We start from the raw sequence: 26,053 nt of genomic DNA on the forward strand, positions 1-26,053 counted from the left end.
CGTGCCCAAGTCTCAGGTTCGCAAGAAGAAGGTGTACACCCCGCCGACGGACGTCCGTCCGACGGCGACGGCGGCGACGCGCAAGCCTAGCCCGGTGTGGCTTCCGGTCTCGGCGGTCGCCCTCATCGTTTTCGGCATCGGCTGGCTGGTGGTCTACTACCTCTCCGAGCAGGAGTACCCGGTCATGTCGTGGGGTTACTGGAACCTCGCGGTGGGCTTCGGCGCCATGGTCGCCTCACTGATCCTGCTCTCCCGCTGGCGCTGAGCGTCCCGCTCTCCCGCCGGCGCTGAGCGCCGCGCCCCGCCGCCGGCCCGGCGGCGGGGTGTCCGGGCGCGATCAGCCCTGCCGTCGACGCTGTCCGGTCTGCGGGCCGGTGGCGTGGCAATCCATGTCACTCGGTGGAGCCCCTACCCGGCGGTCGCGGTGCGTTCGCCCTAAGGTGTGCGCAGGGCGGCGCGGCCCGGTGCGAGATGACTCACGTTACTCCTGGGTAACCTTGCGCGTAGGCTGCACTGCATGACCGAGCGGAGCGAGGTCATCGACCGGTCCGGTCGAGGGTGCGGCGGCTGCGGCTCGCCGATCGTGCCCTGACCCGGGCCCCGGTCGCCGAGCCGCTCGACAGGCAGCAGACCGGGGAGGCCAACTCGATGGGCAGCGTCCAGATCGTCACCACGATCCTCGCGTTCGCCATCACCGCCGTGGCGGTGTGGCTTGCGGTACGCGCGGTCATGAAGATGGTGGCCGTCATCCGGCTGGGTCAGCCGGACCCGACCCGCTTCGGCGACAAGGGCACCCGCACGAAGACGATGCTGGCCGAGACCGCCGGCCACACCCGCATGCTCCGCTGGAGCGTGGTGGGTGCGGCGCACTGGTTCGTGATGGTCGGCTTCATCGTGCTGTCGCTGCTGGTGCTGGAGGCGTACTTCGAGGTCGTCTCCCCGACCGGCGGGCTGCCCCTGGTCGGCAACTGGGCGATCTACGGGCTGGTCACCGAGTGGCTCGCGATCCTGGGCCTCGTCAGCATCCTGGTGCTGATCGCGATCCGGCTCCGCAACCGACCCACCCGGCCGGGCGGGAAGTCCCGGTTCACCGGCTCGACCATGTGGCAGGGCTACTTCGTCGAGGGCATCATCCTCGCCGTACTGATCATGGGCTTCGTCATCCGGGGCTTCAAGGTCGCCACCGACCACTTCGAGTACCCGGTCTGGGCCGCCCCGCTCAGCCACGCCGTCGGCGGGGTGCTGCCGAACTGGGAGGCCGGCGTCAGCATCGCCGCGCTCGTCAAGATCGCCATCTCGATGACCTGGCTCATCGTGATCGCGCTGAACGTCACCATGGGCGTCGCCTGGCACCGCTTCCTGGCCTTCTTCAACATCTTCTTCAAGCGTGACCCGGGCGCCAACGTCTCCGGCCTCGGCGCCCTGCGCCCGATGACGAGCCAGGGCAAGCCGCTGGACTTCGAGGAGGCTGACCCCGAGAAGGACCAGTTCGGCGTCGCCCAGGTCGAGCAGTTCACCTGGAAGGGCCTGCTGGACTTCAGCACCTGCACCGAGTGCGGCCGCTGCCAGTCGCAGTGCCCGGCCTGGAACACCGGCAAGCCGCTGTCGCCGAAGCTGCTGGTGCTCAGCCTGCGCGACCACGCGTACGCGAAGGCGCCGTACCTGCTGGCCGGCGGCGGCAAGGACCTGACCGGCGAGGAGAAGGCCACCGCCGCCCAGCTCGCCCACATGGACGTGCTGGCGCTGGCCGAGGCCGAGAAGCCGCTGATCGGCACCGCCGAGGAAGGCGGCATCATCGACCCGGACGTGCTCTGGTCCTGCACCACCTGCGGTGCCTGCGTCGAGCAGTGCCCCGTCGACATCGAGCACGTCGACCACATCGTCGACATGCGCCGCTACCAGGTGCTCATCGAGTCGAGCTTCCCGTCGGAGGCCGGCGTGATGCTGCGCAACCTGGAGAACAAGGGCAACCCGTGGGGCGCCCCGCAGAACACCCGCGAGGACTGGACCAAGGGCCTGGACTTCGAGGTGCCGCGGGTCGGCGAGGTCGACGACTTCGAGTACCTCTTCTGGGTCGGCTGCGCCGGCGCCTTCGAGGACCGGGCCAAGAAGACCACCCGGGCGGTCGCCACGCTGCTCAACGAGGCGGGCGTGAAGTTCGCGATCCTCGGCGAGGGCGAGACCTGCTCCGGCGACCCGGCCCGCCGCATCGGCAACGAGTTCGTCTTCCAGATGCTCGCCCAGCAGAACGTCGAGACCCTCAACGAGGCGTTCGAGGGCCGGGAGAAGAGCAAGCGGAAGATCGTCGCCACCTGCCCGCACTGCTTCAACACCCTCGGCAACGAGTACGGCCAGCTCGGCGGCGAGTTCGAGGTGGTCCACCACACCCAGCTCCTGGCGCACCTGGTCGCCACCGGCAAGCTCACCCCGGTGCAGCCGGTCGACGGCGGCGTCACCTACCACGACCCCTGCTACCTGGGCCGGCACAACCGGGTCTTCGCCCCGCCGCGCGAGGTGCTGGGCACGGCGATCTCCGGCGAGCTCACCGAGATGCCCCGCAACAGCGAGCGCTCCTTCTGCTGCGGCGCCGGCGGCGCCCGGATGTGGATGGAGGAGAAGATCGGCAAGCGGATCAACGTGGACCGGGTCGAGGAGGCCATGTCCACCGGGGCGAAGACGGTCGCCGTCGGCTGCCCGTTCTGCTCGACGATGCTCAACGACGGGGTGAACGGCAAGGGCGCCGGGGAGCAGGTCGAGGTCGTCGACGTGGCCAGCGTGCTGCTCCGGTCGGTCAAGCCCGAGCAGGCGCCGGGCGGCACCGACACCGAGCGGTTGCCGGTCGCCGGCTGACGCGTACCCCTGCGACGCCCGACGGCGGCGGCACCTCCCGGTGTCGCCGCCGTCGTCGTTCAGGAGGTCGTGGTGGTCACGATGACGGCCGTGGCCGCCGTGGTGGTGGCGATCAGCACGGCGGCCTGGGTCTCCTCGATGGCCTTGCGCGTGGCGGCGGACGCCCAGTCGCCGGCGGCGATCTCGGTCAGTCGCCGCTTGACCTGCTCCTTCGGCAGCTCCGCGAAGAGCTTGCGGTCCAGGCCGACGGCCCGGGCGAGGCCGATGAGCGCGGCCGTCCGCCCGTCCACCGGCCCGTTTGCGGCCACGGCGGCGACCATCCGCTGCCGGGTCTGCGTCTCCACCGCCGGCTCCGCGCCGGTGGTGGACGGGTAGCGGGTACGCGGGAAGACCCACAGCACCTTGTCCGAGTCGCGGCGGAGCACGCCGGCGGTGACCAGCCCGTCCAGCACCTGCTCGGGCAGGTCCTTGGCGAGCCGGCTGATCCAGTCGCTCGGCTTGCGCCGCTTCGGATCGGTGGCGATCCGGGTCAGCGCGTCGTCGAGCTGCCGCTGCCCCACGGGGGTCTGGTCGGCCACCACCAGCCGGTCGTCCGCGATCTCGACCCGACCGGCGAGCGTCAGCTCCAGCAGCAGGGCCCCGGCCAGGCCGTAGTCGAGCGTGGGCCGGCCGAGCCGGTTGACGCCCGCGTCGTCGTAGCCGAGCAGGGCGAGTTCGTGGGCGAGCGTGAGCGGGGCCATGCCCCGACGGTAGCCGGGACCGGCGAGCCCGGCAGATCTTCCGCCCGTGACCGGGGTCGCCGACCGTGCGAGAATCTCGCCGAGGTGAGACGACCATCGATGGCCTGCTGCTGACCACGCTGCTGCCCCTGGTCGGCTTCGTGCTGCTGACCGGCGGCAACGCGTTCTTCGTCGCGGCCGAGTTCGCCCTGGTCACGGTGGACCGACCCGAGATCGAGCGGCGGGCGACGGCGGGCGACGGCCGGGCCGCGACCGTACGCCGGGCGCTGCGGGAACTCTCCTTCCAGCTCTCCGGGGCGCAGCTCGGCATCACGCTCACCGCGCTGCTCACGGGCTACCTGGCCGAGCCCGCCCTGGCCCGCCTCTTCACCCCGCTGCTGCGGCCGGTCGCCGGGGACGCCACCGGCCGGTTCACCCCGTTCCTCGCCCTGGCCCTGGCCACCCTGCTCTCCATGCTCTTCGGCGAACTGGTGCCGAAGAACCTCGCGCTGGCCCGGCCGATGCCCACCGCCCTCGCCACCGCCGGCCCGATGCGCGCCTTCTCCCGCGCCTTCGGCTGGCTGATCCGGGCGCTGAACGACTCGGCGAACCGCCTGGTCCGGCTGCTGGGCGTGGAGCCGCAGGAGGAGCTGGCCAGCGCCCGCTCGCCGGAGGAACTGGGGCTGCTGGCGGCCATCTCGGCGCGGGCCGGGGCACTGCCGCCGGACACCGCCATGCTGCTGCGCCGGACCATCCGCTTCGGCGACAAGCGGGCCGCCGAGGCGATGACCCCGCGGGTCGACGTCGTCGCGCTGCGGGCCACCGCCACCGTGGCGGAGCTGCTGGCGCTGTCCCGCCGGACCGGGCGGACCCGGTTCCCGGTGTACGAGGAGACCCTCGACCTGGTGACCGGCGTCGCCGGGGTGCCGGACGCGCTGGGCGTGCCACTGGCCCTGCGCGGCTCGACCACGGTCGGGTCGGTGGCCCGCGAACCGGTGTACGTGCCGGAGAGCCTCGACCTCGACGGCGTGCTGGCCGCGCTCGGCAGCGCGGGTGCCGACCTCGCCATCGTCGTCGACGAGTACGGCGGCACCGATGGCGTGGTCACCACGGAGGACCTCGTGGAGGAGTTGGTCGGGGAGATCGCCGACGAGTTCGACCCGGACGCGGTGGACCACGTGGACGCGGCCGGGCTGAGGGTGCCGGGCGGGGAGCGGACGGTCCTCGTCGACGGGGTGCTGCGCTCCGACGAGCTGGCGGAGCAGACCGGCTTCCGGCTGCCCGAGGGGCCGTACGAGACGCTCGCCGGGTTCCTGATGGCCCGGCTGGGGCACATCCCGCTCGCGGGCGAGACGGTCGACGAGTCGGGCTTCGAGTTCACCGTCGTGGAGGTCGAGCGGCACCGGATCGAGCAGGTCCGGGTGCTCCGTCCCGAGGAGCCGGACGGCGATGCCTGAGCTGTTGGTCACCGTCGCGCTGCTGCTCGGCAACGCGTTCTTCGTGGGCAGCGAGTTCGCGCTGATCGCGTCCCGGCGCACGGTGGTCGAGCCGTTGGCGGCCGGCTCGAAGCGGGCCCGCTGGGCGTTGTCGGCGATGAACCAGATCCCGCTGATGATCGCCGGGGCGCAGCTCGGCATCACCGTCTGCTCGTTGGGGCTGGGCGCGATCGCCGAGCCCGCCCTCGCGCACCTGCTGGAGCCGGCGTTCCGCGCGGCGCGGCTGCCGGAGGGGGTGGTCCACCCGGTGGCCTTCGTACTCGCCCTCGGGGTGGTGGTCTTCCTGCACACCGTGGTCGGCGAGATGGTGCCGAAGAACATCACCCTGGCCGGGCCGGAGCCGTCGGCGCTCTGGCTGGGGCCGGCGATGCTGGCGTTCTGCCTGGCCACCAAGCCGCTGCTGGTGGCGATGAAGTGGGCGTCCCGCCGGGTGCTGGGACTGTGGCGGGTGGAGGCGACCGAGGCCGTGAAGACGGTCTTCACCGCCGAGGAGCTGGCCGGGCTGGTGGCGCAGGCGCGTACGGAGGGGCTGCTCGACGCGGAGGAGCACGCGCGGATCACGGGTGCGCTCGCGTTGCACAGCCGGACCGCCGCCGACGCCCTGCAACCGTGGTCCACGGTGACCACCGTGGCCGAGGACGTCTCGCCCGCCTCGCTGGAGGTGCTGGCCACCCGGACGGGCAGGTCCCGCTTCCCCGTGGTGCAGCGCTCCACCCGCCGGGTGCTCGGCTTCGTGCACGTCAAGGACGTGCTCGGGTACGCGGGCGCGAGCCGGCGGGCCCCCGTGCCGGCGGACGTGTACCGGCCGTTGGCGGTGGTGCCGCCGGACCGTACGCTCGCCGACCTGCTGCTGTCGATGCGCCGGGAGCGGCGGCACATGGTGCTGGTCAGCGACGGCCGCCGCCCGCTCGGGGTGGTCACGCTCGACGACGTACTGACCGCGATCGTTGGCAGGCGGGCCGACACCCTTGGTACGCAAGCGGTTGCGCAGGCGTGAAGTGGCGCTCGGTCGCCTTGATTCCGCTGCCGGCCTTCCCTAATGTTGGGCACCGGCCGCTGTGGGTCGTCTGTCTCGCCCCTCTTCCCTCGCGCGAGGCGCCAAGCGGCCGGGTTGCAAAAGGAGTCGGTGCCGGTGGCAACCATGCCCCCTCATCGTCACGCACCGGGACGGTCTGCTCGTCCGGGTGGCCTGCGTAGGGTCGCCCACCGTCTGCTCACCCTGGTCGCCGCGGCGGCGGTCGGCGCCGGCATGCTGGCCGCGCCCGCCCACGCCGAGCCCTCGGTCGACGAGATCGAGGCCGCGATCGACAAGAAGTGGGAGCAGCTCGAGCCCACCATCGAGCAGTACAACAAGGTGCGGGCGCAGCTGAAGGTCAACCGCAAGAAGTCGGAGGACCTGCAGAAGAAGATCCAGCCGTTGGCGCTGGAGAGCGAGCTGGCGATGGACCGGGTCGGTGACCTGGCCTCCCGCTACTACATCTCCGGCCCGTCCCACGAGATCGGCGCGCTGCTGGTCAGCGCCAAGCCCGACACGCTGACCGAGCAGCTGACCCTGCTGGACCGGCTGGCCGCGCAGGAGCGCAAGCAGCTCGAGGGCGTGACCAAGGTCCGCGAGAAATTCGACGCCGAGAAGCAGAAGCTCGACACGCTCATCGTCTCGCAGACGAAGCAGCAGAACGACCTGGCGGCCAAGAAGAAGCAGATCGACTCCGACATCAAGAAGCTCGAGGCGTCGCTGCCGGTCACCACCGTCAAGACGGAGAAGTGCCCGACCATCAACGGCGTGGTCAGCGACGCGGCCCGGACCGCGATCCGCACCGCCTGCGCGCAGGTCGGCGACCCGTACGTCTGGGGTGCCACCGGCCCGAACTCGTTCGACTGCTCCGGCCTGACCCAGTACGCCTACAAGGCGGCGGGGATCCACCTGACGCACTTCACGGGTGCGCAGTGGAACGAGGGCAAGGCCATCCCGCGCTCCGAGGCGCGCCCCGGTGACCTGGTCTTCTTCTTCAGCGACCTGCACCACGTCGGCCTCTACCTCGGCAACGACAAGATGGTGCACGCGCCCCGGGCCGGCAAGCCGGTCAACGTCTCCAGCATCAACACCATGCCGGTGGCCGGGTTCCGCAGGCCCGGCTGATCCGCGCCGCGCAACGAGGGCCCCCGGTCGGATCGACCGGGGGCCCTCGTCGTGCGGATGGATCAGCGGGGCGCGCCCAGCGGGGACGGCACCACGTTCACGTCGTCCAGGTTGACGTACATGATCCGGTGACCGAACTGGACCTGCACGTACCTGTTGTCGCCCCGGACGACCGTCCGGTCGTGGGGGGCGGAGCCGTCGAACGTGGTGGCCCGGTAGTACTCGCCGGGGAGCAGGTTGCCGACGGCGTACCGCTGGCCGGCCGAGAGGGTGTACTGCAGCGGCGAGATCGTCTGGTACGGCACCCCCTCCGGGTACGCGGCCTGCTCCGGGTAGGCCCGGCCGTACACCGGGATGGTGGCCTTACCGGCCTTCGGGGTCACCACGAGCCCGACGGACCACTTCGCCGTCGGCTTGGCGGCGGGGTTGTGGAACCACCCCTTCTGGCCGAGGTACCAGATCGCGGTCCAGTCGCCCTGCACCTCGGCCAGCGCGTACGTCTGTCCGGCCGAGACGCGGGCGCCGTGGTCGGAGACGTACGTGGTGTTCGGGGTGCCGTCGGGTCGCAGCGCGATGTCGTTGAGCAGCGGCGCGTCGTGGCTCGGCGCGTTGTGCAGGAACAGCGCCGAGGAGCCGCGCAGCGGGCAGGGGGCGGTCGCCGGGGGCGGGTTCGGCACGCCCGGGGGCTGCCGGTTGCAGCCGGTGAAGGGCGGCTGGTTGGTGGCGAAGTCCGGGTCGATGGTGACCAGCCCGGTGCGGTGCGTGCCGGTCGAGAAGAACGGCGCCTTGAGCAGGTCGAAGTAGTGCGACCAGTTCCAGTACGGTCCCGGGTCCCAGTGCATGCCGCGCACGTTCGCGGCGATGGTGCCGGGGACGTTGTCGTGCCCGATGATGTGGTTGCGGTCCAGCGGGATGTTGTACGCCCGAGCCAGGTGGCGGACCAGCTTGGCCGAGGTGCGGTACATCGCCTCGGTGTACCAGGTGCCGTGCCCGGCAAAGCCCTCGTGCTCCAGGCCGATGGACTTGGAGTTCACGTACCAGTTGCCGGCGTGCCAGCCGACGTTCTTGGTCTTGATGTGCTGGGCGATGTGCCCGTCCACCGAGCGCAGGGTGTAGTGCCAGCCCACCCGCTTCGGGTCCTTGACCAGGTTGACGCTGGGACCGAAGTAGCCCTCGGTGTCGTGGATGACGATGTACTCGATCTTCTGCTGCGCGGGTCGGTCGGCCAGGTCGTGGTTGCCGTAGTCCTCGATCGTGGGGCCGTAGTTCTGGTACGGCGCCGGGATCCACTCGCAGGAGATGTCGCTCGGGCACTCCAGCCCGTCGGGCCGGGCGAGCTTGCGCAGGTTCAGGCGGTCCAGCCAGGAGCGGTCCGGCTGGATCGCGCGGCCGGCCAGCGTGACCCGCTGCCCGTCGTCGGTCACCCGGCTGTCGCCCGTGGCGATGGTGGCGTACACCTCGTTGGCGAAGGCCGCCGCGGCGTCGGCGCTGTCCGCGCCGGAGTACCGGGCCACCGCGCCGTACCAGGCCGCCGGGTCGGTGTCGGCGCCGACCGGGGCGCCGATCTCCTTCTGGTACGCGGCCAGCAGCGCCGCGCCGCCCCGGATGTTCGCCGTGACGTCCGTCCGCAGCGCCTCCTCGCTGGCGCCGGTCAGGTCGGCGGCGGCGTCGACGGTCCGGAGTGCGGCCTCGGCGGGCGGCGGAGCGGCCGGCGGCTCGTGGGCCTCGGCCAGGGACGGGCGGGAGTCGTCGCCGCGCGGGTCCTCGGTGCCCTCGTCGTGGTGCGTGCCGCCGGACATGGCGGCGACGTGCTCGGCGTCGGTGAGGTGCATCGGTCCGTAGCCGCCGCTGGTGCTCGGCGTGCCGGCGTTGGTGTCCCAGCGGGACTGCAGGTAGGAGACCCCGAGCAGGACGCTCTCCGGCACGCCGTACTCGGCCGCCGCGGCGGCGTACTGCTGCTGCCGGTCGTCCACCGGCGCTGCTGCGGCGGCGGATCCGGCGGCGGTGAGCGGCGTCGCCGCCATGGCGGCGGCCACGGCGGCGGCCAGCAGGACGCGTCTGCTCCTCGATGTCGCTGACAGGTGCATCAGACCCCCAGTTCGGACGGGCGAAGTTGGGGCCACCTTCGCCCCGCCCGCCGCCTCTGGTCAATACCTTTCCGTCAGACACTTCAAAAGGAAGGAAATCTTCGTCGCCCGGGTTGCGGATCCGCCCGGCCCGGGTGGGTACGGAGTGTCACTGCCCGCAGGGTTGCGGATCGATAACGGTCGTCTCTACTCTGGTCATTCGTCGGCCGGTGACAATCCGTCCAACCAGGGCGGTGACGGTCCGACACCGCCGAGTCGCTCCCGAGCGAGCCGGGGACCCAGGTTCCCCGGGGTGAATCCGCAGTTTTGCGGTAGGGCGCCCCTTCCCGCCCGAACCCGTCAGCTAACCCGGTAGGCGGTCCGGAAGAAGGAGTACGAAGCCCGGTGGCACACCATGCCCCGCGGCCACCGTCGACCCGGTCGGCCCTCGCCGACCCGGTGACGGCTGCGCCGCGCCCACGCTGGTACCGCTGCACCACCGCCCTCGCCGCCCTGGCCGCGTTCGCCGTCGTCCTGACCGGCGGCGCCACGGCGGCCCATGCCGAACCGACGGTCGCCGAGATCGAGCGGCAGATCGACGAGGACTGGAACAAGCTCGAACCGGTCATCGAACGGCACAACGCCACCCGACAGGACCTGGCCGCCAGGCGGAAGCAGGCCGACGCGCTCGCCGCGCAGATCGGGCCGCTGGAGAAGCAGGTCGACCAGGCGATGGAGAAGGTGGCCGCGCTGGCCGCCCGCGCCTACAAGGGCGAGAACGTCTCCGCCCTCAACGCCCTGCTGGGCAGCCGCTCACCGAGCGAGATGGTCGGGCAGCTCGAACTGCTCGACCGGTTCGCCCAGCACCAGCAGCAGGACGTGCGGCAGGTCGCCGAGCTGCGCGACCGGCTGGCCGCCAAGAAGGCGCCGCTGGACGAGATGGTCGTCCAGCTCAGCCGCACCGAGGCCCAGCTCGCGGCGAAGAAGAAGCAGATCAACGCCGAGATCGACCGGTTGCAGAAGCTGCGGCTGCGGATCTACGGCAACGGCGGCGGCGGGCCGCTGCGCCCCGCACCCTGCCCCGCCAGCTATCCCGGCGGCGCGGCCGGCACCGCCGTGAAGTTCGCCTGCGCGCAGATCGGCAAGCCCTACGTCTGGGGCGCCGAGGGGCCGAACTCGTACGACTGCTCCGGCCTGATGCTCGCCGCCTGGGCGAAGGCCGGGGTCTCGCTGCCGCACAACGCCGCGCAGCAGCGCCGGGCCACCGCGTCCGTCAGTCGGGGCGAGCTGCGCCCGGGTGACCTCGTCTTCTACTACAGCGACCTGCACCACGTCGGCATGTACGTCGGCGGGGGCTGGGTGGTGCACGCCTCCCGCGCCGGGGTGCCGATCAAGATGAAGAGGGTCGACGACGGCCCGATCCACAGCTACGGCCGACCTGGCTGAGGCGCGCGGAGGGTCCCTGCCCGGCGGGGGCCCTCCGCGGGCCCGCAGGTCGGGTCAGCGGGTCGGCCAGGTGCGCCAGTGCTGCCAGGAGCGGCTCGGGGTCGGCCCGCGCTGCCCCTGGTAGCGCGAGCCGTAGACGGCCGAGCCGTACGGGTGCTGGGCCGGCGACGAGAGCCGGAAGATGCAGAGCTGCCCGATCTTCATGCCCGGCCAGAGGGTGATCGGCAGGTTGGCCACGTTGGACAGTTCGAGGGTCACGTGACCGGAGAAGCCCGGGTCGATGAAGCCCGCCGTGGAGTGGGTGAGCAGGCCGAGCCGGCCCAGTGAGCTCTTTCCTTCGAGGCGGCCGGCGAGCTGGTCGCCGAGCGTGATCACCTCCAGCGTCGAGGCGAGCACGAACTCGCCCGGATGCAGCACGTACGGCTCGCCCTCCGGCACCTCGACCATCGACGTGAGGTCGTCCTGCTGCTGCGCGGGGTCGATGTGGGTGTAGAGGTGGTTGTTGAAGACCCGGAAGAGCTTGTCCAGGCGTACGTCGATGCTGGACGGTTGCACCAGCGCGGGCTCGAACGGCTCCAGCGCGAGCGTGCCCGCCTCGATCTCGGAGGCCAGGTCGCGGTCGGAGAGCAGCATCCGCACACCTTAGCGAGCGGTGCGCGTGACCTGCGTGTCGGAGTGCGTGTTCGAACGTTTGTTCGATAGGATGCCCACATGGCTTCCTGGTCCGAATTCGCCGCCGACGAGCCCCGCCTCGCCGACGGGATCCGCCTTCTCATGCAGCAGTACGGGCCGGGCTTCGGCTACCTGGCCACCGTCCGCGCCGACGGCGGTCCCCGGGTGCACCCGGTCTCCCCGGTGATCACCGACGAGGGGCTCTTCTGCTTCGTCGTCGACTCGCCCAAGCGGCGCGACCTGGAGCGCGACGGCCGCTACGCGCTGCACTCCTTCCCGCCGGAGGAGAGCGACGACGAGGCCTACGTCGCCGGCCACGCCCAACCGGTGACCGACCCGGCCCGGGTCGCCCGGCTGGCCCGCAGTCACCGGGCCGCGCCGCAGGTCGACTGGCGGGTCTTCGAGTTCACCGTCGACGTGGCGATGCTGGCCCGCCGTGAGTCCGGCGTCGCGGGCGGCGCCGGCGAGGGGCACGGCCGGCCCGCCGTCCAGGTGTGGCTCGACCCCCGCGCGGCCGCCGGCGGCACCGCGCTCATGCCCGAGACCCGGTCGGGGTGCGCCGGCGACCACGCCGCCCGCCCCGCCGCCTGAGACGCGGTGCGGCGCCCTGGGGCGTCCCCCCTCCGGGGCGCCGCACCGTGACCCCCGCCCCGCCCCCGTGTGCCCGGCCGCACAGACGCCGGTGCCGGCCCCGTCGAGAGAGGCCGGCACCGGTGCGGGTCGTACGGCGGAAACTACGCCGCGCGGTACGCGTTCCAGGCGGTCAGCATGCGGCTGGCCTGCCCGGCGGTGAACTGGTACATGCAGGAGTCGTAGCTGTAGTCCATGAAGTTGGTGATGGGGTCGACGCCGGGCGCGGTGCAGGTGTCCCGACCGGTCGGGCAGCCCGAGGCCGGCGACGCCTCGGCCGCGGTGTCGCTGACGCTGTCGCCCGAGCCGGAGCAGCCGCCCTGGAAGGTGTGGTAGAGGTTCAGCCAGTGGCCGACCTCGTGGGTGCCCGTGTCGCCCTGGTTGTAGTTGGTGGCGGTGCCGCCCGGCAGCGACTCGCTCAGCACGACGACGCCGTCCATGCTGCTGAGCTTCCGGGTCGGGAAGGTCGCCCAGCCGAGCAGGCTGTCGCTCAGCTCGCCCAGGTAGATGTTGAGGGTGTTCTTGCCGCCCGTACGCAGCGAGGTCTTCATCGACCGCTCCGCCGAGGAACCCTGCACGATCGGGTACCAGGACGGGTTCGTCACCCGGTTGATCTTCTGGAGCTGGAAGTTGAACGCGGTGGACGCGCCGCCGGTCGCCCCGCTGAACGACTGGTTCAGCACGCTGATCTGCGAGTTGACCATCGAGTCGGGGATGTTGCCGCCGGCCCGGGTGCTGTTCTCCTGGATCACGTGCACCACCACGGGGATGGTGACGGTGGCGGCCATCGTGGAGGCACCGGCGCCGGCGCGGAACCGCGCCCGCTCGCGCAGCGCGGCGGCCAGGTCGGCCTCGCGCTCGCGGGTCTCCGCGAGGGTCAGCTCGTTCGGCTCGTGCTTGGCGCCGCCGCCGGGCTTGACGCGGGCGTCCGAGTGGACGTCGGCCGGCTCGACGCAGACCTCGCTCGGGGCGGCGGAGAAGGCCGAAGCGGCCGGCACGACACCCACGGCGGCGGTGCTGAGCAGCAGCGCGAGGGTCGTCGACGCGACACCGGCCGTACGCCGGGTCAGCAGGTTGGGACGGAGTCCCATGGGCCCACCTCTTTCTGGCGGCGCGACAGGGGGTATGTCACGCCGTGGCTGGAACGTTGGGCAGACGTTACAACCGATCGAGGTATTTGAGAACGCCCATATGTTGCCGCCGTGGAACTTTTTCCTGGCGGTACGCGTTCCATGATCGACGTACGGCGATGGGGGCGGGACTCACGGTCCCGGTTCGGACCAGGGCGCGCGGATCGGGCTCGTCGGGCTGCGCTGCCGGGCGGCTCGTGGCTGGCGGCGGCGCGGCGTGGGTGGCGCGCGCGGCGCGGCGGGCGGCGGCGCGGCGGGCGCCGGCGCGGCGGGCGGTGGTGCGGCGGGCGGTGGTGCTGCGCGATCTTGGTAAGTTCAGGCCCCTTTGGGGGCCGTTTGCTGCCAAGATCGCGGCGCGGGTGGTGTCGGAGGGGTACCTGGGTGCACCGGCGTGACGACTCAGGTACAGTGGTGCCGCCTGCGGGTGTAGTTCAATGGCAGAACATCAGCTTCCCAAGCTGACAGTGCGGGTTCGATTCCCGTCACCCGCTCCACGCGAAAGGCCCTGGTCAGGACTGCGGTCCCAGCCAGGGCCTTCGACGTTCTCCGGACCCGTGATCATGCTCAGTTCGGCGAGCTTGAGTACCTGGGCCCTGAACAGCACCGGTGCGACAGGGGCCGGCCATCGAGGGGCGGCAGGTTGGCCGCCGACCAACGTCCTGCCATGTCGAATAGCGGATGTGCTTCAATCCGCTCCGGTTCCGGGGTCATCTGGGAGCGCCGGTTCTCAACCGCTCGTTGCCCACGTCAGCATCGCTTGCCAGCGGGCCGGAGAGGGCGTGTGGGCTGCGTCCTCGCTGATGCGAATCTTGGCGTTGGGTATCCGTGCGGCGATCAGCGGTGCGTCGGGAACGGCTCGGCCGGGGTCGTGTCGACCGGCCCAGATGAGGACGCGGCAGCGGACGTCGCGCAGGCCGAACCCCCATGGGCGGATGTCGGTGGCGAGCCAGTCGGCGGCCAGCCCGGCCGCGCCTTGGCGGGCACCTTCGCGGTTGGACTCCTCGTAGGGCTGCAACCAGGGGTCCTGGTTCGCGGCAAGCAGTTGCCGGTGCTGTTTGAGCGGATCCTCGGCGTACCACGCGGCGGCGCGGGTCACGTAGCGGCGCCCTAACCCCGGAACGGTCCGCAAGGCCCACGCCTGAAACCGCTGCCAGCCACGCACCGTGCGCAGTTCCCGGTAAGGGCCGGTGAAGCCTGCTGTGACCACCCCGGTCAGTCGATGCGGGAACCGGGCCCCACAGGCCACGGCGTACGGTGCCCCACCAGAGAACCCGATCAGGCCGAAGCGCTCGATCCGCAGAGAACTCATCAGCGTACCGACGTCGTCAGCGACGCCGAGGAGCGTTGGCTGTCGGACAGGTGTGGACCGACCGTACCCGGGCCGGTCCACGGTGATCAGGCGGACGCCCGCCAACGCCGTGTCGTCCGGGCGGCTGATCCGAGAGCCCGGCGTGCCGTGCAGGAACACCACCGGCGGCCCGGCCGGATCGCCGTACTCGGCCCAGCCCAGGACCCGGCCGTCCGGCAGCGCAAGATCCATACCGCCTCTCCGCTGGACACCCGACGTAACACCAGAGTGCGGCGCATAGACACAGTCGCCGTATCGTGCAGTGTGGCATTGCCGAAGCGCACTCACAGGCCGCAATCAGTGCTCTGTCATGTCGCGCGGCATCAGCCCCGGTCATCCCCGGCCTCTGGGCCAAGTTGCCCAAGCCGCGGCGACGGCACAGAGCATCAGACAGACGAACAGGCAACTCAGCGCGCCGCAGAGCACCGCGCCGAGGGCTCCCAGACCCTCCACGGGCATGATCGTATGCGTTGAGCCAGCCGTGTCCGTGGCGTGCCGACGTCATCCTCACCGCGCCGGCCGGCACCCCCGGCGGGCGAACTGGGCACGGGCTCGTACACGTTCCGCCCGGATTTCATCGCCAGCCTGACCGACGTGAGCCCGGCGGACGACACCACCTCGTTCACCATCACGGCCAGCAACGCGGGTCCGATTTCCGTCTCCCGTTTTATGCCAAGGCCCTGACCAGGACGGGAGCGCCGACCGTCGATTTCGACGCCCCTCGGGCACGGGCCCGCTGTCGTACCGTGTGCCGGTGAACAGCCCGGATCGCAGTACGTACCTGGCCGCCGCCGCGGCCAACCTGACCTTCAACTCGCCGCTCGGCGAGGAGCGGGTGGCGGACCTGATCCGGCGACTGACCCCCACCGGGGCGGGTTGGCGAGCCCTGGACCTTGGCTGCGGCAACGGCGAGCTGCTCCTGCGGCTGTGCGCGGCCCACGGCATCGCCGGCGACGGCGTGGAGCGCGACGCCGAGCGGGCCCGGCTGCGGGCGACGGAGCGGGGCGCCTCCGACCGGGTCACGTTCCACAGCGCTGACGCGGCCACCTGGGACCGGCCCGCCCACCTCGTCGTCAACGTCGGGGCCGGCCACATCTGGGGCGACGCCGCGGGAGCCCTCGCCGCGCTGCACCGGCTCACCCTGCCCGGCGGCAAACTGCTGTTCGCGGACGGCTTCTACCAGGCCAGCCCCGGCGAACAGGTCCGCGAGACCTTCGGCGACATGCCCGACCTGGCCGGCCTGGCCCAGCTCGCCGTGGACGCGGGGTTCCGACCGCTGCACGTCGCCGTGTCCACCCTCGCCGAGTGGGACGACTTCGAGTCCGACTGGCGTGCGGGCATCGAACGCCTCGGTACGTCGGAGGCGCGCGCGTTCGCCGACGAGCGGCGCGTCGAATACCTCACCGGCTACCGCGACGTCGTCGGCTTCGGATGGCTGATCCTGACACCGGCCTGACCGCTTCGCGGCACGACGAGCCGTTCGTGGCCCCGTAGGCCCGGGTTGTCGCGGGAGGGCCGGGATTGGTCGTACGGGCCCCCTACGCTCTCGCCGTGCTTCCGGACCTCTCCCAGTTGCTGAGTTCGCTACCGCCAGCGGCACTGCCGCCCGGCCGCATGGTCGAGCCGGAGGACGGCGGACCGCCGCCGTACTGGCTGAGCGATGCCCCCGCCGATCCGGGACTGTGGGCGCGGATGCGGGCGCTGCATCCGGAGTCCGGGCTGTGGCCGCTGCTGCTGAGCGGATTGTCGAGCGACGAGAGCCGCCCGTGGGCCGACGGCGAGGTCCGGCCGGCCGACATGTCGTCGCCGGAGCGCCACGACGTGACGGAACTGCTGGCCCGATGGTGGGCCGGCTGCACGACGGTCGACGAGGACGAGACGTCGGCCGCCAGGGCCCCGTTCGGCCGGAACTGGCCCGGTCTCGTCAGGCCCGGCGACCTGACGGAGGCGCCCGACGTGCTCGCCGACGAGTGCGCGGAGTTCCTGGTGGACGGGCGGACGCGTCTCGGGCTCGTGCCGGCCACCCGCAGCGCGGACACCCTGGCCGTGGTGGGTTGGTCCGGCCCGACGAACCACACCGGCGACGCCGGGGAGATCTCGGCGGTGCTGCGCAGCTGGGAGGACCGGTTCGGCGTACGGGTGGTCGGCGTCGGCTTCGCCACCCTGAACCTCAGTGTCGCCGCGCCACCGACGTCCACCGGGCACGCCCTGGCGGTCGCGGCCGAGCACTTCGCCTTCTGCCCGGACAACGTCTGGCAGGGCGCCGGCTCGCTGACCGCCTATGCCGATGAACTCCTCGGCATGCACTCCTGGTCGTTCTGGTGGGACTGACGACGGCCGCCCCGCCGGATGATGCCCCGGCGGTCAGCCGACGGCGGTCGTCGGCAGTGGGCTGCGCCGGGGTACGGCGGCCAGCGCCAGCCCCAGCAGCGCGCTCGCCGCGCCCACCACGAACAGCAGTGAGGCCGCCGGCTGGCCCAGCCACTCCCACAGCGGGTGCCACGTCGGGTGCGGCTCGGCGCGGTGGTGCCGGAGCAGGCTCGGGGCGGCCAGCAGCACGGGCGTCCACCAGAGGAACAGGGTGATCGCGAGCAGGACGGTGACCGCTCCCCGGGCGGGGTGCCCCGCCTCGGTGCGCCGGCTGGCCCACCCGAAGACCAGCCAGCCGAGGGCCGCTCCCAGCAGGCCGCCGGCGACGCCGGCCGGCAGCACGGCCGGCGGGGCCGTCCGGCTCAGGGCCAGCGACAGGTTGCTGCCGTCGGGCAAGGGCGGGGCGGCGACACGGAGTTGGAGGACCGTGTCGCCGCGCCGGGCGAGCAGGGTGGTGTCGGTGATCGTGACGACCGGGACGCACGTCTTGTCGACACAGCCCGGGTTGCTGCGGACCATCGGCTCGTACACCTGCCAGCCGGTCTCGCGCAGGCGCCGCTGCGCCAGCGCGAGCGTCTCGTCGGCGGGCATCGGGGGTGTGCCGGCCGCGCCGGCCACGACGGCGCTCTGCTGGTATTCGCCGCCGTCGCCGAGCAGCAGGTTGTCGAGCGCCCGGACGGTGAGCGGCTGGCTGTAGAAGGTGAAGAACGCCGGCGCCAGGTCGACGTCGCCGAGGTCGTGACCGGGCAGCACGGCGGCGAATACGGCGGCGGTCTCGGCCCGGTCGGGCTGCGGCGGAGAGGTCTCCCAGGCGGCCCGGGTGGCGAGCGCGGCGGTGAACAGGCCGCAGACGACGGCGGTGAGGGTGGCCCAGACGCCGACCGTGCGGCTGGCCGGTCGGCCCAGCCGGCAGCGCAGGCCGTGCCGGATCAGGTTGGCGGCCTCGCGTGACGTCGGCCGGGTGCGGCCCGGCGGCGCCGCGTCCAGCAGGACCCCGACCATCTCGTCGGCCCGGGCCCGCCGGTAGGCGCGGGGGTGGCAGAACAGCAGCCGCCGGTAGCGGCGGGCGAGCGGGTCGCCGGTCGTCGGCATGACTGTCCTTCCGATCGGTACGCACCGGGAGCGGTGCGGCAGACGGTGGTGCCAGAGCGGGTGCGGCAGTGCGGTCGTGCTGCCCGGAAGCGGTGGTGCGGGTGCGGCGGGTGCGGTCGTGCTGCCCGGAGTCGGTGGTGCGGGGGCGGGTGAGCGGGGCGGGTCAGGCGGTGCCGGGGCGGAGCGCGCGCAGCCGGGTCTCGGCGGCGGTGGCGAGCTGGCGCAGCCGGGCGGTCTCGACGTCCAGGGCGCCGATCCCGTCCGGGGTGAGGCGGTAGTAGCGGCGGAGCCGGCCGTCGACAATCTCCTCGCGGTCGGGCGCGACGAGCCCTTGCGCGTGCAACCGGTCGAGGGCGGCGTAGAGGGTGCCCGGCAGCAGGGTGACGCGCTGCGCGGACAGGGCGGTGACCTCGCGGATGATGCCGTAGCCGTGCCGAGGGCCACCGGCGAGTGCGGTGAGGATCAGGAAGGTCGGCTCTCGCATCGCGGTCACGGGCGACACCATATTCAGATCATCGATATATGGTCAAGGTCCGTGCGGACGGCGACGGCCTGTCCCGCCCCGCCCCCGCCGCGAGGCCTAGGCTGGCGATCATGCGGATTGGCATCGTGATCCTTCCCGACCAGCGTTGGTCCGACTCGCGTCGCCGCTGGTCGCAGGCGGACGAGTGGGGCTTCGACCACGCCTGGACGTACGACCACCTGGGCTGGCGGGACCTGGTCGACGGACCCTGGTTCGACTCCGTGACCACGCTGACGGCCGCCGCGACGGCGACCTCCCGGATCCGGCTCGGCACGCTGGTCGCCTCGCCGAACTTCCGTCACCCGGCGGCGTTCGCCCGCCAGGTCACCGCGCTCGACGACGTCTCCGGCGGGCGGCTGCTGCTCGGCCTCGGTGCCGGCGGCATCGGCTTCGACTCGGCCGTGCTGGGCGGGGAGACGCTGCCGCCGCGCCAGCGGGTGGACCGGTTCGCCGAGTTCACCGAGCTGCTCGACCTCATCCTGCGCGAGAACGGCACGACCTGGCGCGGGGAGTGGTTCACCGCCGTGGACGCGCGCAACGACCCGGGCTGCGTACAGACGCCCCGGGTGCCGTTCGTGGTGGCCGCCAACGGGCCCCGGTCGATGCGGCTGGTGGCGCGCTTCGGCCAGGGCTGGGTCACCACCGGGCCCACGGTGGACGACCTGGAGAGCTGGTGGGACGGGGTGGCCGAGGCCGCCGCCCGGATGGACGCGACGCTCGCCGCGGCGGGCCGCGACCCGGGCGCCCTGGACCGCTACCTCTCGCTCGACTCGGCGCCGGTCTTCTCGCTGCGCAGCGCCGACTTCTTCGCCGACCAGGTCGGCCGGGCCGCCACCCTCGGCTTCACCGACGTGGTCACCCACTGGCCCCGGTCCAGCAGTTGGTACGCCGGCGACGAGGCCGTCCTGGCGGACGTCGCCACCCGGCTGCTGCCCGAGTTGCGTCGCGCCTGACCGGGCGCCTACCTGGCGCAGGTGGTGCCGGAGGCGTCGGCCCGGCCGGCCGACGGACGCGTCGAGCCGGCGCGCTCAGGTGCCGAGGTCTCCGGTGGTGATCCCGCCGTCGCCGCCGGAGACCAACCGGAACCGGATGCAGACGACCTCGCTGTCGTCGGTGACGGGGGTGCCCACGCGCGCCCAGTAGGCGGCGTGACCGGCGCGCCACTCCTCGATGGAGCGGTCGCCCTCCCCTTCGGAACGGGCGAAGTCCCACGGCACGTCCGCGAAGCGGACCACCTCGACGCCGGTGACCTCCACGACGCCGACCAGCGCGTCCTCGTCGTCGACGAGGGCCAGCCGCTCGTCGGCGTGCTCCAGCTCCTCGCCCTCCTCGTCGTACTCGGTGGTCAGCCCGGCGGTCGCCGTCTTCACCCCGGCGAGCACCAGGGTGTTGAGCCGCGTCCGCAGCTCGCCGGGGGTGCCGAGGGCGAGGGTGCGCAGTCCACCGATCCGAGGCCACATCCTGCCGACGGTACCGTCGCCGTCGATCACCCGTCGTGGCATTTCCGCCCCCACCGTCGGTGCGCTGGGCGCTACGGTGGGTAGGGCGACGATCGGGAGGCGGCATGGCGGACAGGCGCGCGGTGCTCATCCCCGGCCGGGGCTACGACACCCGGTTCCCGCTCTTCGTCTACGCCGGCGAGGCGCTGCGCCGCGTCGGCTACGCCCTGGACGCCGTCTCGTGGGAGGTGCCGGAGCGGTTCGCCCCCGACCGGGAGGGGCCGGGGCCGGCCATCGAATGGGTGATCGGGCAGGTCGCCCCGACCCTCGCCGAGCCGACGCACCTGCTGGTCGGCAAGTCGCTCGGCTCGATGGCCACGCCGCTCGCGGCCGACCGCGGGCTGCCGGCCGTCTGGCTCACCCCGCTGCTCCACGTGCCCGCCGTGGTCGACGGCCTGCACCGCGCCACCGCACCGTTCCTGCTGGTGGGCGGCACGGCGGACCCGTCGTGGGACGGCTCGCTCGCCCGCCGGCTCACCCCGCACGTGGTGGAGATCGAGCGGGCCGACCACGCGCTGATGGTGCCTGGCCCGCTGGCCCGCTCGGCGGAGGCGCTCGGCCGGGTCTGCACGGCCGTCGAGACGTTCGTTCAGCTCAGCTGACCGGCATAGCCGGCGGCGGCGAGCCTCCGCTCGTCGCCGCTCGCCGCATGCGCCTCCAGGACCGCGTCGACCAGCTTGACCACGTGCGCGTCGCCGTGCCGCGCGGCCCCGGGCCACCGACCTGAACCGAGGTGCAGGTCAAGCCGTCAGGTCGGCACCGCCCAGGATTCCCCGGACGCGCAGTTCGGCGGCGACCGCCGGGGGGCAGTCGAGTACGACCGTGGCAGTGCCGACCGGTTCCGCACCCCGCGCGGCACAGATCTCGTAGAGCGCGCGGACCTGCGCCCCGGTGGCCACCCAGTCGTCCACCACCAGCACCCGGTCGCCCCTTTCGAGGCCGTGGTCGCGTACGGCCAGGTCGACCCGTCGGCCCCGGAAGTCCGGCGGGCTCTGCGCCCAGGTGAGCGGCCCGGCGGGCAGCCGGCCGTCGCCCGGCTTGTGCGCCGGCACGAAGCCGACCCCGAGCGCCGTCGCGGCGAGCGGGCCGAGCAGGTAGCCGGTGACCGCCGGCGAGACCACCACCGTCGGCCGGGCGGCCCGGAACGGCGCCACGAGGGCCGGTCCCAGCCGGGCGAGGACATCCGGGTCCCGCCACCAGCCGGAGACGTCGCTGACCAGGTGGGTGGCGCCGGGGCCGGGATCGATCCACCTGACCAGCGCGGCGAGGCGTCCGCTCAGCTCGGAGGGCATGGACTCATCCTGCGCCACGGGAGCCACCCGGGCGGCGCGGCCCTCGCCCCCGCATCCGGCTGCGGAACGCCGGGCCGCCCGCACCCGGGCCGCCCGGCCCACGTCGACTCGGATGATCGGCTACACGTATCACTGCAATTGCGGTCATACCGCCATGATCACGTTGACTTCGGATGTGCTTCTCTCGTTACGGTCCGACCCGATTTGCTCGTAAGACGAAAGGACCGCACCGGTGGCTGGCAGGCACTCCCGTACCCGCATGTTCTCCTCGCCGGCCGGCATCGCGGCCACCGCGGCGGTCGGGGTCGCCCTCGCCGTCGGCGGCACCGTCGGCGCCGTCCAGCTGACCTCGGGCGCGGAGCCCGCCCGGCCGGCCGCGGTCGACCTCGCGCCCAGCGACCTCCCGACCAGTGCGGCCCCCACCTCGCCGGCCGCCCCGCCGGCCGTTACGCCGAGCGCCAGCGCGTCGCCGAGCGCGACCGCCAGCCCCAAGGCCAGCCGGTCTGCCCAGGCTCCCTCCCGGAGCAAGCCACGCACCGCCGCGCCGAAGCCCACCGTGACGAAGAAGAGCAGCACCGCCCGCCCGGTCGTCGACAGCGGCTCGTGCGGCGCCTCGTTCTACTCCGAGGGGCAGCTCACCGCCAACGGCGAGAACTTCGATCCGTCCGCGCTGACCGCCGCCCACAAGACCCTGCCGTTCGACACGAGGGTCCGGGTGACCAACCCGGCGAACGGCAAGTCCGTGACGGTGCGCGTCAACGACCGGGGCCCGTTCATCGAGGGGCGCTGCCTGGACCTGTCCCGCGCCGCGTTCGCCGAGATCGCCTCGCTCGACGCCGGTCACGTGGAGGTCCGGTACGAGGTGCTCGGCTGAGCGCCGGCCGGTTGGCGATCGGCCCGGTGACACGATCCGGGTGGGCAGAACATGCTCGCCCGACGGGCCAGGTTCATTCACCCGCTCACGTCCATCAGGCATGCTGTCCCTCGTACGCACGCGACCCTTCCAGTCGGGCCCCGGCCCGCTGAGCCCCGGATCCCGCGCCGGCCTCGGCGCGGCCTTCGTCCTGCTCGCGATCGTCTCGGCCGTGGAGCTGGCCGACGGCCGTCCGGCGAACTACATCGCGCTCATGGTGGCCGCGCCGTTCCTGACGGCCGCGCTGGCGTCGTGGCGGATCGTGCTCGGCGTGGGCCTGGCCGCCACGGCCCTGGGGGCCGGCTTCGCCCTCTGGGAGGAGGCCGTCGCGCTGCCCACCACGGTCGCCGTCGCGGGCATCGCGCTGGGTACCGCCATCGCGGTGGCCACGGCGGCCGTACGGCAGCGGCAGGCCGAGCGGATCGCCGAGCTGTCCCGACTCGCCTCGGTCGCCCAGCAGGCCGTGCTGCGCCCGCTCGGGCCACAGGTGGGCTCGCTCTCGGTGGCCGCCCGCTACATCTCGTCCACCGCCACTGCCGAGATCGGCGGCGACCTGTACGAGGCGGTCGACACGCCGTACGGGGTACGGATGATCATCGGCGACGTGCGGGGCAAGGGCCTCGACGCGGTGCGGCTGGCCAGCATCGTGCTCGGCTCGTACCGGCACGTGGCGTACGAGCGGGCGGACCTGCGGGCCGTCGTGACCGATCTGGACCGGGCGGTGGCCCGGAGCGTGGGCGACGAGGACTTCGTCACCGCCGCACTGGTCGAGGAGCGGGGCGGGACGCTCACCATCGTCAACTGCGGCCACCCGCCGCCGCTGCTGCTGCGCCGGGGCGCCGTCATCCCGCTCGAACCGCCGGCCCCCGCCCCGCCGCTGGGCTTCATGCCGGTGGTACGCCCCCGGGTCGAGCGGCTCGAGCCCGGCGACCGGCTGCTGCTCTTCACCGACGGGCTCGGCGAGGCGCGCCGGGACGGGGAGTTCTTCCCGACCGCCGACCGGGCCTGGCGGCTGCTCGGCCACGGCACCGTCGGCGACGGGCTCGCCTCGCTGGAGACCGCTCTGGTCGAGTGGGTGCACGGCCGGCTCGACGACGACATCGCCCTGGTCCTGATGGAGTACACGGGCTCGCGCGCCGCCGCCACGGTCGCCGTGCCGAGCTGGGAAGTCGGCGCGGCCGAGAGCTGAGCCGGGCGGGCTCGACGCCCCCTTCCGCAACCCGAACGGGAAGTGTGTAATCGCCGTCACTTCGGTGATCGGCTTGTCGCTGCCTACCCATCGGTAATACAGTCGGGGTTACTGATCGGTAACACCTGTCCGGAAGCGGGGCCAGCGAGCATGACCCACTACAAGAGCAACCTTCGGGACCTCGAGTTCAACCTCTTCGAGGTCTTCGGGGCGGACCAGGCGTTCAGCCAGGAGCCGTACACGGACCTGGACGTCGACACCGCACGCGACATCCTCGCTGAGGTCGACCGCCTCGCCCGTGAGGATCTGGCCGCCAGCTACACGGACAGCGACCGCAACCCGCCGGTCTTCGACCCGGCCACGCACACCGCGCCGCTGCCGGAGTCGTTCAAGAAGTCGTACCGGGCGTTTATGAACTCCGAGTTCTGGCGCCTGGAGCTCCCGACGGAGCTGGACGGCAGCAACGCGCCCCGGGCGCTCGTGTGGTCCCTCGCCGAGCTGATCCTCGGCGCCAACGCCGCCGTGTGGATGTACTCCTCCGGCCCGTCCTTCGCGCACGTGCTGCACGTCGAGGGCACCGAGCAGCAGAAGCGGTGGGCGAAGCTCTTCGCCGACAAGCAGTGGGGCTCCACGATGGTGCTCACCGAGCCGGACGCCGGCTCGGACGTGGGCGCCGGCCGGGCCCGCGCCGTCCCGCAGCCCGACGGCTCCTGGCACATCGAGGGCGTGAAGCGCTTCATCACGTCCGCCGAGCACGACCTGACCGACAACATCATCCACTACGTGCTGGCCCGTCCGGTCGGCGTCGAGGGTGTCGGTGGCCCGGGCACCAAGGGCCTCTCCCTCTTCGTGGTGCCGAAGTACCACTTCGACGAGAACACCGGTGAGCTGGGCGAGCGCAACGGCGTCTTCGCCACCAACGTCGAGCACAAGATGGGCCTGAAGGTCTCCAACACCTGCGAGGTGACCTTCGGCGAGCACGGCGTACCGGCCAAGGGCTGGCTGCTGGGCGAGAAGCACGAGGGCATCCGGCAGATGTTCATGATCATCGAGAACGCCCGGATGATGGTCGGCACCAAGGCCATCGCCACCCTCTCGACCGGCTACCTGAACGCCCTGGAGTACGCCAAGAGCCGGGTGCAGGGCGCCGACCTGACCCAGATGGCGGACAAGACCGCGCCGCGCGTCACGATCACCCACCACCCGGACGTGCGCCGCTCGCTGCTGCTGCAGAAGGCGTACGCCGAGGGCCTGCGCGCCCTGGTCTGCTACACCGCCACCTGGCAGGACAAGGTCGCCATCGCCGAGGCGGCGGGCGACGAGAAGGCGACCAAGCTCGCCAAGCGGGTCAACGACCTGCTGCTCCCGCTGGTCAAGGGCGTCGGTTCGGAGCGGGCGTACGAGCTGCTCGGCCACGAGTCGCTGCAGACCTTCGGCGGCTCCGGCTTCCTCCAGGACTACCCCCTGGAGCAGTACGTCCGGGACGCGAAGATCGACACCCTCTACGAGGGCACGACGGCGATCCAGAGCCTCGACCTCATCTTCCGGAAGATCGTCCGGGACAACGGCAAGGCCCTGATGGCGGTCGCCGGCGAGATCCAGGAGTTCATCGCCACCGAGGCCGGCAACGGTCAGCTCAAGGAGGAGCGGCAGGCGCTGGGCAAGGCGCTCGCCGAGATCCAGAACATGCTGGGCGTGATGACCGGCTGGCTGGGCGAGGCGCAGGGCGGCGACACCCGGGCGCTCTACAAGGTCGGCCTGAGCAGCCGCCGCTTCCTGCTGGCGATCGGCGACCTGGTCGTCGGTTGGCTGCTTCAGAAGCAGGCCGACGTGGCCCTGAAGGCCCTGGCCGGCGAGGTCTCCGCCGCCGACAAGGCGTTCTACACCGGCAAGGTGGCCGCCGCCCGGTTCTTCGCCCGCGAGGTGCTGCCCCGCATCGGCGCCGACCGGCGGATCGTCGAGAGCACCGACCTGGACGTCATGGACCTCCCGGAGGAGGCCTTCTGAGGTACGCCGTGACGCGCCACGGCGCGGCGGCGGAGCCGGGGACGACCCGGCGATGATCGGCACGACGGCCGGCGGGCAACAGCTCGCCGGCCGTCGTCGTCCGTCCGCCGCCGGACCCGGGACCGCGCCGGACATCGCCAGTGGTGCCGTCGGAGGCGCGTGAGCCCGCCCCCGGGCGGGTGCACGCCGTCCCACCTGCACTTGCCCGACCATTCCGCTCGTCGCAGCCGGATCCGGTCGTCGCGTCCGTGGGCCCCGCCGAGGGCCACGAACGAGCGCGGTCCCCGCAGCTTTCGACCTTCGCCCGAGGGTGGTCCCGCTGCCTCGGACCTCGAACGAACGGGTTCCGCTGCCTCCGTCGGCGGCCGGCGCCCTGCGGCATTCCGGGCACGCCAGGGTCGAGCCGATCACGCACTGTAACGGACGCGCCGCTCCCGCGACCCCACCCCCGCCGCCCTTTGCTCTGCATCCATGGACGCAACAGCAACTCTGGGTGCCTGTTGCGTCCATGGATGCAGAGCAAAGCGTCTGCGGAGGGGTGCCGGTGGGAGCGCCTGTTCGCGCCAATCGGTCCATATTCAGGCGCAGTGTCCGTTTCGCGGACGGTGACGCCGCGTGGCGTTAGCTACCGGGAGTAACGACGCGGATTTCTGAGGCGCGGTTACCGTGCG

Annotated in this window: 23 protein-coding genes, 1 tRNA gene and 1 riboswitch; of the genes, 15 read left to right on the forward strand and 9 right to left on the reverse strand. The window is 72.4% G+C overall.

The genetic code is table 11. The features are described 5' to 3' along the window. Window position 1: 1 nt before the first annotated feature. Both ACLQ22_RS12255 and ACLQ22_RS12260 read left to right on the forward strand, forming a co-directional pair. The gene (locus tag ACLQ22_RS12255; protein WP_121397325.1) at window positions 2-265 is read left to right on the forward strand and encodes a cell division protein CrgA; all 264 of its coding nucleotides are present in this window, start codon (window positions 2-4) and stop codon (window positions 263-265) included. A gap of 383 nt (window positions 266-648) precedes the next feature. Beyond that, the gene (locus ACLQ22_RS12260; RefSeq protein ID WP_425692475.1) at window positions 649-2,850 is read left to right on the forward strand and encodes a (Fe-S)-binding protein; all 2,202 of its coding nucleotides are present in this window, start codon (window positions 649-651) and stop codon (window positions 2,848-2,850) included. Between the two features lie 59 nt (window positions 2,851-2,909). On the opposite strand, the gene ACLQ22_RS12265 is transcribed toward ACLQ22_RS12260, so the two are convergent. After that, entirely contained in the window at window positions 2,910-3,590 is a 681-nt protein-coding gene (locus ACLQ22_RS12265; RefSeq protein WP_425692372.1) for a GOLPH3/VPS74 family protein, read from the reverse strand. A gap of 122 nt (window positions 3,591-3,712) precedes the next feature. Here ACLQ22_RS12265 and ACLQ22_RS12270 point away from each other — a divergent pair, with 122 nt between their 5' ends. The 3 genes from ACLQ22_RS12270 (at window position 3,713) to ACLQ22_RS12280 (ending at window position 7,205) form a co-directional block, all read left to right on the forward strand. Further along, window positions 3,713-5,026, forward strand: a complete 1,314-nt coding sequence (locus tag ACLQ22_RS12270; RefSeq protein ID WP_425692476.1) for a hemolysin family protein — start codon at window positions 3,713-3,715, stop codon at window positions 5,024-5,026. After that, window positions 5,019-6,062 carry a hemolysin family protein gene (locus ACLQ22_RS12275; RefSeq protein WP_366641440.1) on the forward strand — a complete coding sequence of 348 codons (1,044 nt, stop codon included), beginning with the start codon at window positions 5,019-5,021 and terminating at the stop codon, window positions 6,060-6,062. Before ACLQ22_RS12270 ends, ACLQ22_RS12275 begins: the two co-directional genes overlap by 8 nt. A gap of 144 nt (window positions 6,063-6,206) precedes the next feature. Then, the gene (locus tag ACLQ22_RS12280) at window positions 6,207-7,205 is read left to right on the forward strand and encodes an NlpC/P60 family protein (RefSeq protein WP_425692373.1); all 999 of its coding nucleotides are present in this window, start codon (window positions 6,207-6,209) and stop codon (window positions 7,203-7,205) included. A 62-nt stretch (window positions 7,206-7,267) separates the two neighbouring features. Here the strand turns inward: ACLQ22_RS12280 and ACLQ22_RS12285 are convergent, their stop codons facing one another. Then, window positions 7,268-9,292: an N-acetylmuramoyl-L-alanine amidase gene (locus ACLQ22_RS12285; protein ID WP_425692374.1), complete on the reverse strand. Its 2,025-nt coding sequence runs from the start codon at window positions 9,290-9,292 to the stop codon at window positions 7,268-7,270. A 238-nt stretch (window positions 9,293-9,530) separates the two neighbouring features. Then, a riboswitch (cyclic di-AMP (ydaO/yuaA leader) is annotated at window positions 9,531-9,664 on the forward strand. Between the two features lie 12 nt (window positions 9,665-9,676). On the opposite strand from ACLQ22_RS12285, the gene ACLQ22_RS12290 reads away from it, so the two are divergent. Beyond that, window positions 9,677-10,717: an NlpC/P60 family protein gene (locus ACLQ22_RS12290; RefSeq protein ID WP_425692375.1), complete on the forward strand. Its 1,041-nt coding sequence runs from the start codon at window positions 9,677-9,679 to the stop codon at window positions 10,715-10,717. Window positions 10,718-10,771: 54 nt separating this feature from the next. On the opposite strand, the gene dcd is transcribed toward ACLQ22_RS12290, so the two are convergent. Then, entirely contained in the window at window positions 10,772-11,350 is a 579-nt protein-coding gene (gene dcd / locus ACLQ22_RS12295; RefSeq protein ID WP_121397319.1) for a dCTP deaminase, read from the reverse strand. A 78-nt stretch (window positions 11,351-11,428) separates the two neighbouring features. Here dcd and ACLQ22_RS12300 point away from each other — a divergent pair, with 78 nt between their 5' ends. Next, the gene (locus tag ACLQ22_RS12300) at window positions 11,429-11,980 is read left to right on the forward strand and encodes a pyridoxamine 5'-phosphate oxidase family protein (protein WP_121397318.1); all 552 of its coding nucleotides are present in this window, start codon (window positions 11,429-11,431) and stop codon (window positions 11,978-11,980) included. 143 nt (window positions 11,981-12,123) lie between these two features. Here ACLQ22_RS12300 and ACLQ22_RS12305 read toward each other — a convergent pair whose 3' ends face one another. Further along, window positions 12,124-13,110 carry a zinc metalloprotease gene (locus ACLQ22_RS12305; protein WP_425692376.1) on the reverse strand — a complete coding sequence of 329 codons (987 nt, stop codon included), beginning with the start codon at window positions 13,108-13,110 and terminating at the stop codon, window positions 12,124-12,126. A gap of 459 nt (window positions 13,111-13,569) precedes the next feature. On the opposite strand from ACLQ22_RS12305, the gene ACLQ22_RS12310 reads away from it, so the two are divergent. After that, window positions 13,570-13,643, forward strand: a tRNA-Gly gene (locus ACLQ22_RS12310). Window positions 13,644-13,876: 233 nt separating this feature from the next. Here ACLQ22_RS12310 and ACLQ22_RS12315 read toward each other — a convergent pair. Then, window positions 13,877-14,689 (reverse strand): alpha/beta fold hydrolase, encoded by an 813-nt coding sequence (locus ACLQ22_RS12315; RefSeq protein WP_425692377.1) that lies wholly within the window; start codon window positions 14,687-14,689, stop codon window positions 13,877-13,879. A gap of 562 nt (window positions 14,690-15,251) precedes the next feature. Here ACLQ22_RS12315 and ACLQ22_RS12320 point away from each other — a divergent pair. After that, the gene (locus tag ACLQ22_RS12320; protein ID WP_425692378.1) at window positions 15,252-15,953 is read left to right on the forward strand and encodes an SAM-dependent methyltransferase; all 702 of its coding nucleotides are present in this window, start codon (window positions 15,252-15,254) and stop codon (window positions 15,951-15,953) included. Between the two features lie 95 nt (window positions 15,954-16,048). Then, complete coding sequence (locus ACLQ22_RS12325; RefSeq protein WP_425692379.1) at window positions 16,049-16,828, forward strand: DUF4253 domain-containing protein; 780 nt, start codon at window positions 16,049-16,051, stop codon at window positions 16,826-16,828. 33 nt (window positions 16,829-16,861) lie between these two features. Here the strand turns inward: ACLQ22_RS12325 and ACLQ22_RS12330 are convergent, their stop codons facing one another. Beyond that, window positions 16,862-17,959, reverse strand: coding sequence for a hypothetical protein (locus ACLQ22_RS12330; protein ID WP_425692380.1), 1,098 nt, complete (start codon window positions 17,957-17,959; stop codon window positions 16,862-16,864). A gap of 163 nt (window positions 17,960-18,122) precedes the next feature. Beyond that, window positions 18,123-18,443, reverse strand: coding sequence for a PadR family transcriptional regulator (locus tag ACLQ22_RS12335; RefSeq protein ID WP_425692477.1), 321 nt, complete (start codon window positions 18,441-18,443; stop codon window positions 18,123-18,125). A 110-nt stretch (window positions 18,444-18,553) separates the two neighbouring features. Here ACLQ22_RS12335 and ACLQ22_RS12340 point away from each other — a divergent pair, with 110 nt between their 5' ends. Beyond that, the gene (locus tag ACLQ22_RS12340; RefSeq protein ID WP_425692381.1) at window positions 18,554-19,435 is read left to right on the forward strand and encodes an LLM class flavin-dependent oxidoreductase; all 882 of its coding nucleotides are present in this window, start codon (window positions 18,554-18,556) and stop codon (window positions 19,433-19,435) included. A gap of 75 nt (window positions 19,436-19,510) precedes the next feature. Here ACLQ22_RS12340 and ACLQ22_RS12345 read toward each other — a convergent pair whose 3' ends face one another. Continuing rightward, a complete protein-coding gene (locus ACLQ22_RS12345; RefSeq protein WP_425692382.1) occupies window positions 19,511-19,942 on the reverse strand; it encodes an ASCH domain-containing protein in 432 nt (143 codons plus the stop codon). Between the two features lie 104 nt (window positions 19,943-20,046). Here ACLQ22_RS12345 and ACLQ22_RS12350 point away from each other — a divergent pair, with 104 nt between their 5' ends. Next, a complete protein-coding gene (locus ACLQ22_RS12350) occupies window positions 20,047-20,583 on the forward strand; it encodes an alpha/beta hydrolase (RefSeq protein ID WP_425692383.1) in 537 nt (178 codons plus the stop codon). Between the two features lie 138 nt (window positions 20,584-20,721). Here the strand turns inward: ACLQ22_RS12350 and ACLQ22_RS12355 are convergent, their stop codons facing one another. Further along, entirely contained in the window at window positions 20,722-21,273 is a 552-nt protein-coding gene (locus ACLQ22_RS12355) for a phosphoribosyltransferase family protein (protein ID WP_425692384.1), read from the reverse strand. 232 nt (window positions 21,274-21,505) lie between these two features. Here ACLQ22_RS12355 and ACLQ22_RS12360 point away from each other — a divergent pair, with 232 nt between their 5' ends. The 3 genes from ACLQ22_RS12360 (at window position 21,506) to ACLQ22_RS12370 (ending at window position 25,382) form a co-directional block, all read left to right on the forward strand. After that, on the forward strand, window positions 21,506-22,147 hold the full coding sequence (locus ACLQ22_RS12360) for a septal ring lytic transglycosylase RlpA family protein (RefSeq protein ID WP_425692385.1): 642 nt from the start codon (window positions 21,506-21,508) through the stop codon (window positions 22,145-22,147). A 100-nt stretch (window positions 22,148-22,247) separates the two neighbouring features. Then, window positions 22,248-23,375 carry a PP2C family protein-serine/threonine phosphatase gene (locus tag ACLQ22_RS12365; protein WP_425692386.1) on the forward strand — a complete coding sequence of 376 codons (1,128 nt, stop codon included), beginning with the start codon at window positions 22,248-22,250 and terminating at the stop codon, window positions 23,373-23,375. Between the two features lie 150 nt (window positions 23,376-23,525). Next, window positions 23,526-25,382: an acyl-CoA dehydrogenase gene (locus ACLQ22_RS12370; RefSeq protein ID WP_425692387.1), complete on the forward strand. Its 1,857-nt coding sequence runs from the start codon at window positions 23,526-23,528 to the stop codon at window positions 25,380-25,382. The last annotated feature ends 671 nt before the right edge of the window (window positions 25,383-26,053 follow it).

Source organism: Micromonospora sp. DT178 (genome assembly GCF_049841695.1).
Lineage (GTDB): Bacteria > Actinomycetota > Actinomycetes > Mycobacteriales > Micromonosporaceae > Micromonospora.

What these genes read in the sequence shown, in the direction of transcription:
- ACLQ22_RS12355 (WP_425692384.1), bottom strand. Translation starts at nt 21,273, where the DNA reads ATGCCCTCCGAGCTGAGCGGACGCCTCGCCGCGCTGGTCAGGTGGATC.
- ACLQ22_RS12280 (WP_425692373.1), top strand. Translation starts at nt 6,207, where the DNA reads ATGCCCCCTCATCGTCACGCACCGGGACGGTCTGCTCGTCCGGGTGGC.
- ACLQ22_RS12335 (WP_425692477.1), bottom strand. Translation starts at nt 18,443, where the DNA reads ATGCGAGAGCCGACCTTCCTGATCCTCACCGCACTCGCCGGTGGCCCT.
- ACLQ22_RS12265 (WP_425692372.1), bottom strand. Translation starts at nt 3,590, where the DNA reads ATGGCCCCGCTCACGCTCGCCCACGAACTCGCCCTGCTCGGCTACGAC.
- ACLQ22_RS12350 (WP_425692383.1), top strand. Translation starts at nt 20,047, where the DNA reads ATGGCGGACAGGCGCGCGGTGCTCATCCCCGGCCGGGGCTACGACACC.
- ACLQ22_RS12305 (WP_425692376.1), bottom strand. Translation starts at nt 13,110, where the DNA reads ATGGGACTCCGTCCCAACCTGCTGACCCGGCGTACGGCCGGTGTCGCG.
- ACLQ22_RS12285 (WP_425692374.1), bottom strand. Translation starts at nt 9,292, where the DNA reads ATGCACCTGTCAGCGACATCGAGGAGCAGACGCGTCCTGCTGGCCGCC.
- ACLQ22_RS12275 (WP_366641440.1), top strand. Translation starts at nt 5,019, where the DNA reads ATGCCTGAGCTGTTGGTCACCGTCGCGCTGCTGCTCGGCAACGCGTTC.
- dcd (WP_121397319.1), bottom strand. Translation starts at nt 11,350, where the DNA reads ATGCTGCTCTCCGACCGCGACCTGGCCTCCGAGATCGAGGCGGGCACG.
- ACLQ22_RS12300 (WP_121397318.1), top strand. Translation starts at nt 11,429, where the DNA reads ATGGCTTCCTGGTCCGAATTCGCCGCCGACGAGCCCCGCCTCGCCGAC.
- ACLQ22_RS12315 (WP_425692377.1), bottom strand. Translation starts at nt 14,689, where the DNA reads ATGGATCTTGCGCTGCCGGACGGCCGGGTCCTGGGCTGGGCCGAGTAC.
- ACLQ22_RS12260 (WP_425692475.1), top strand. Translation starts at nt 649, where the DNA reads ATGGGCAGCGTCCAGATCGTCACCACGATCCTCGCGTTCGCCATCACC.
- ACLQ22_RS12370 (WP_425692387.1), top strand. Translation starts at nt 23,526, where the DNA reads ATGACCCACTACAAGAGCAACCTTCGGGACCTCGAGTTCAACCTCTTC.
- ACLQ22_RS12330 (WP_425692380.1), bottom strand. Translation starts at nt 17,959, where the DNA reads ATGCCGACGACCGGCGACCCGCTCGCCCGCCGCTACCGGCGGCTGCTG.
- ACLQ22_RS12340 (WP_425692381.1), top strand. Translation starts at nt 18,554, where the DNA reads ATGCGGATTGGCATCGTGATCCTTCCCGACCAGCGTTGGTCCGACTCG.
- ACLQ22_RS12345 (WP_425692382.1), bottom strand. Translation starts at nt 19,942, where the DNA reads ATGTGGCCTCGGATCGGTGGACTGCGCACCCTCGCCCTCGGCACCCCC.
- ACLQ22_RS12365 (WP_425692386.1), top strand. Translation starts at nt 22,248, where the DNA reads ATGCTGTCCCTCGTACGCACGCGACCCTTCCAGTCGGGCCCCGGCCCG.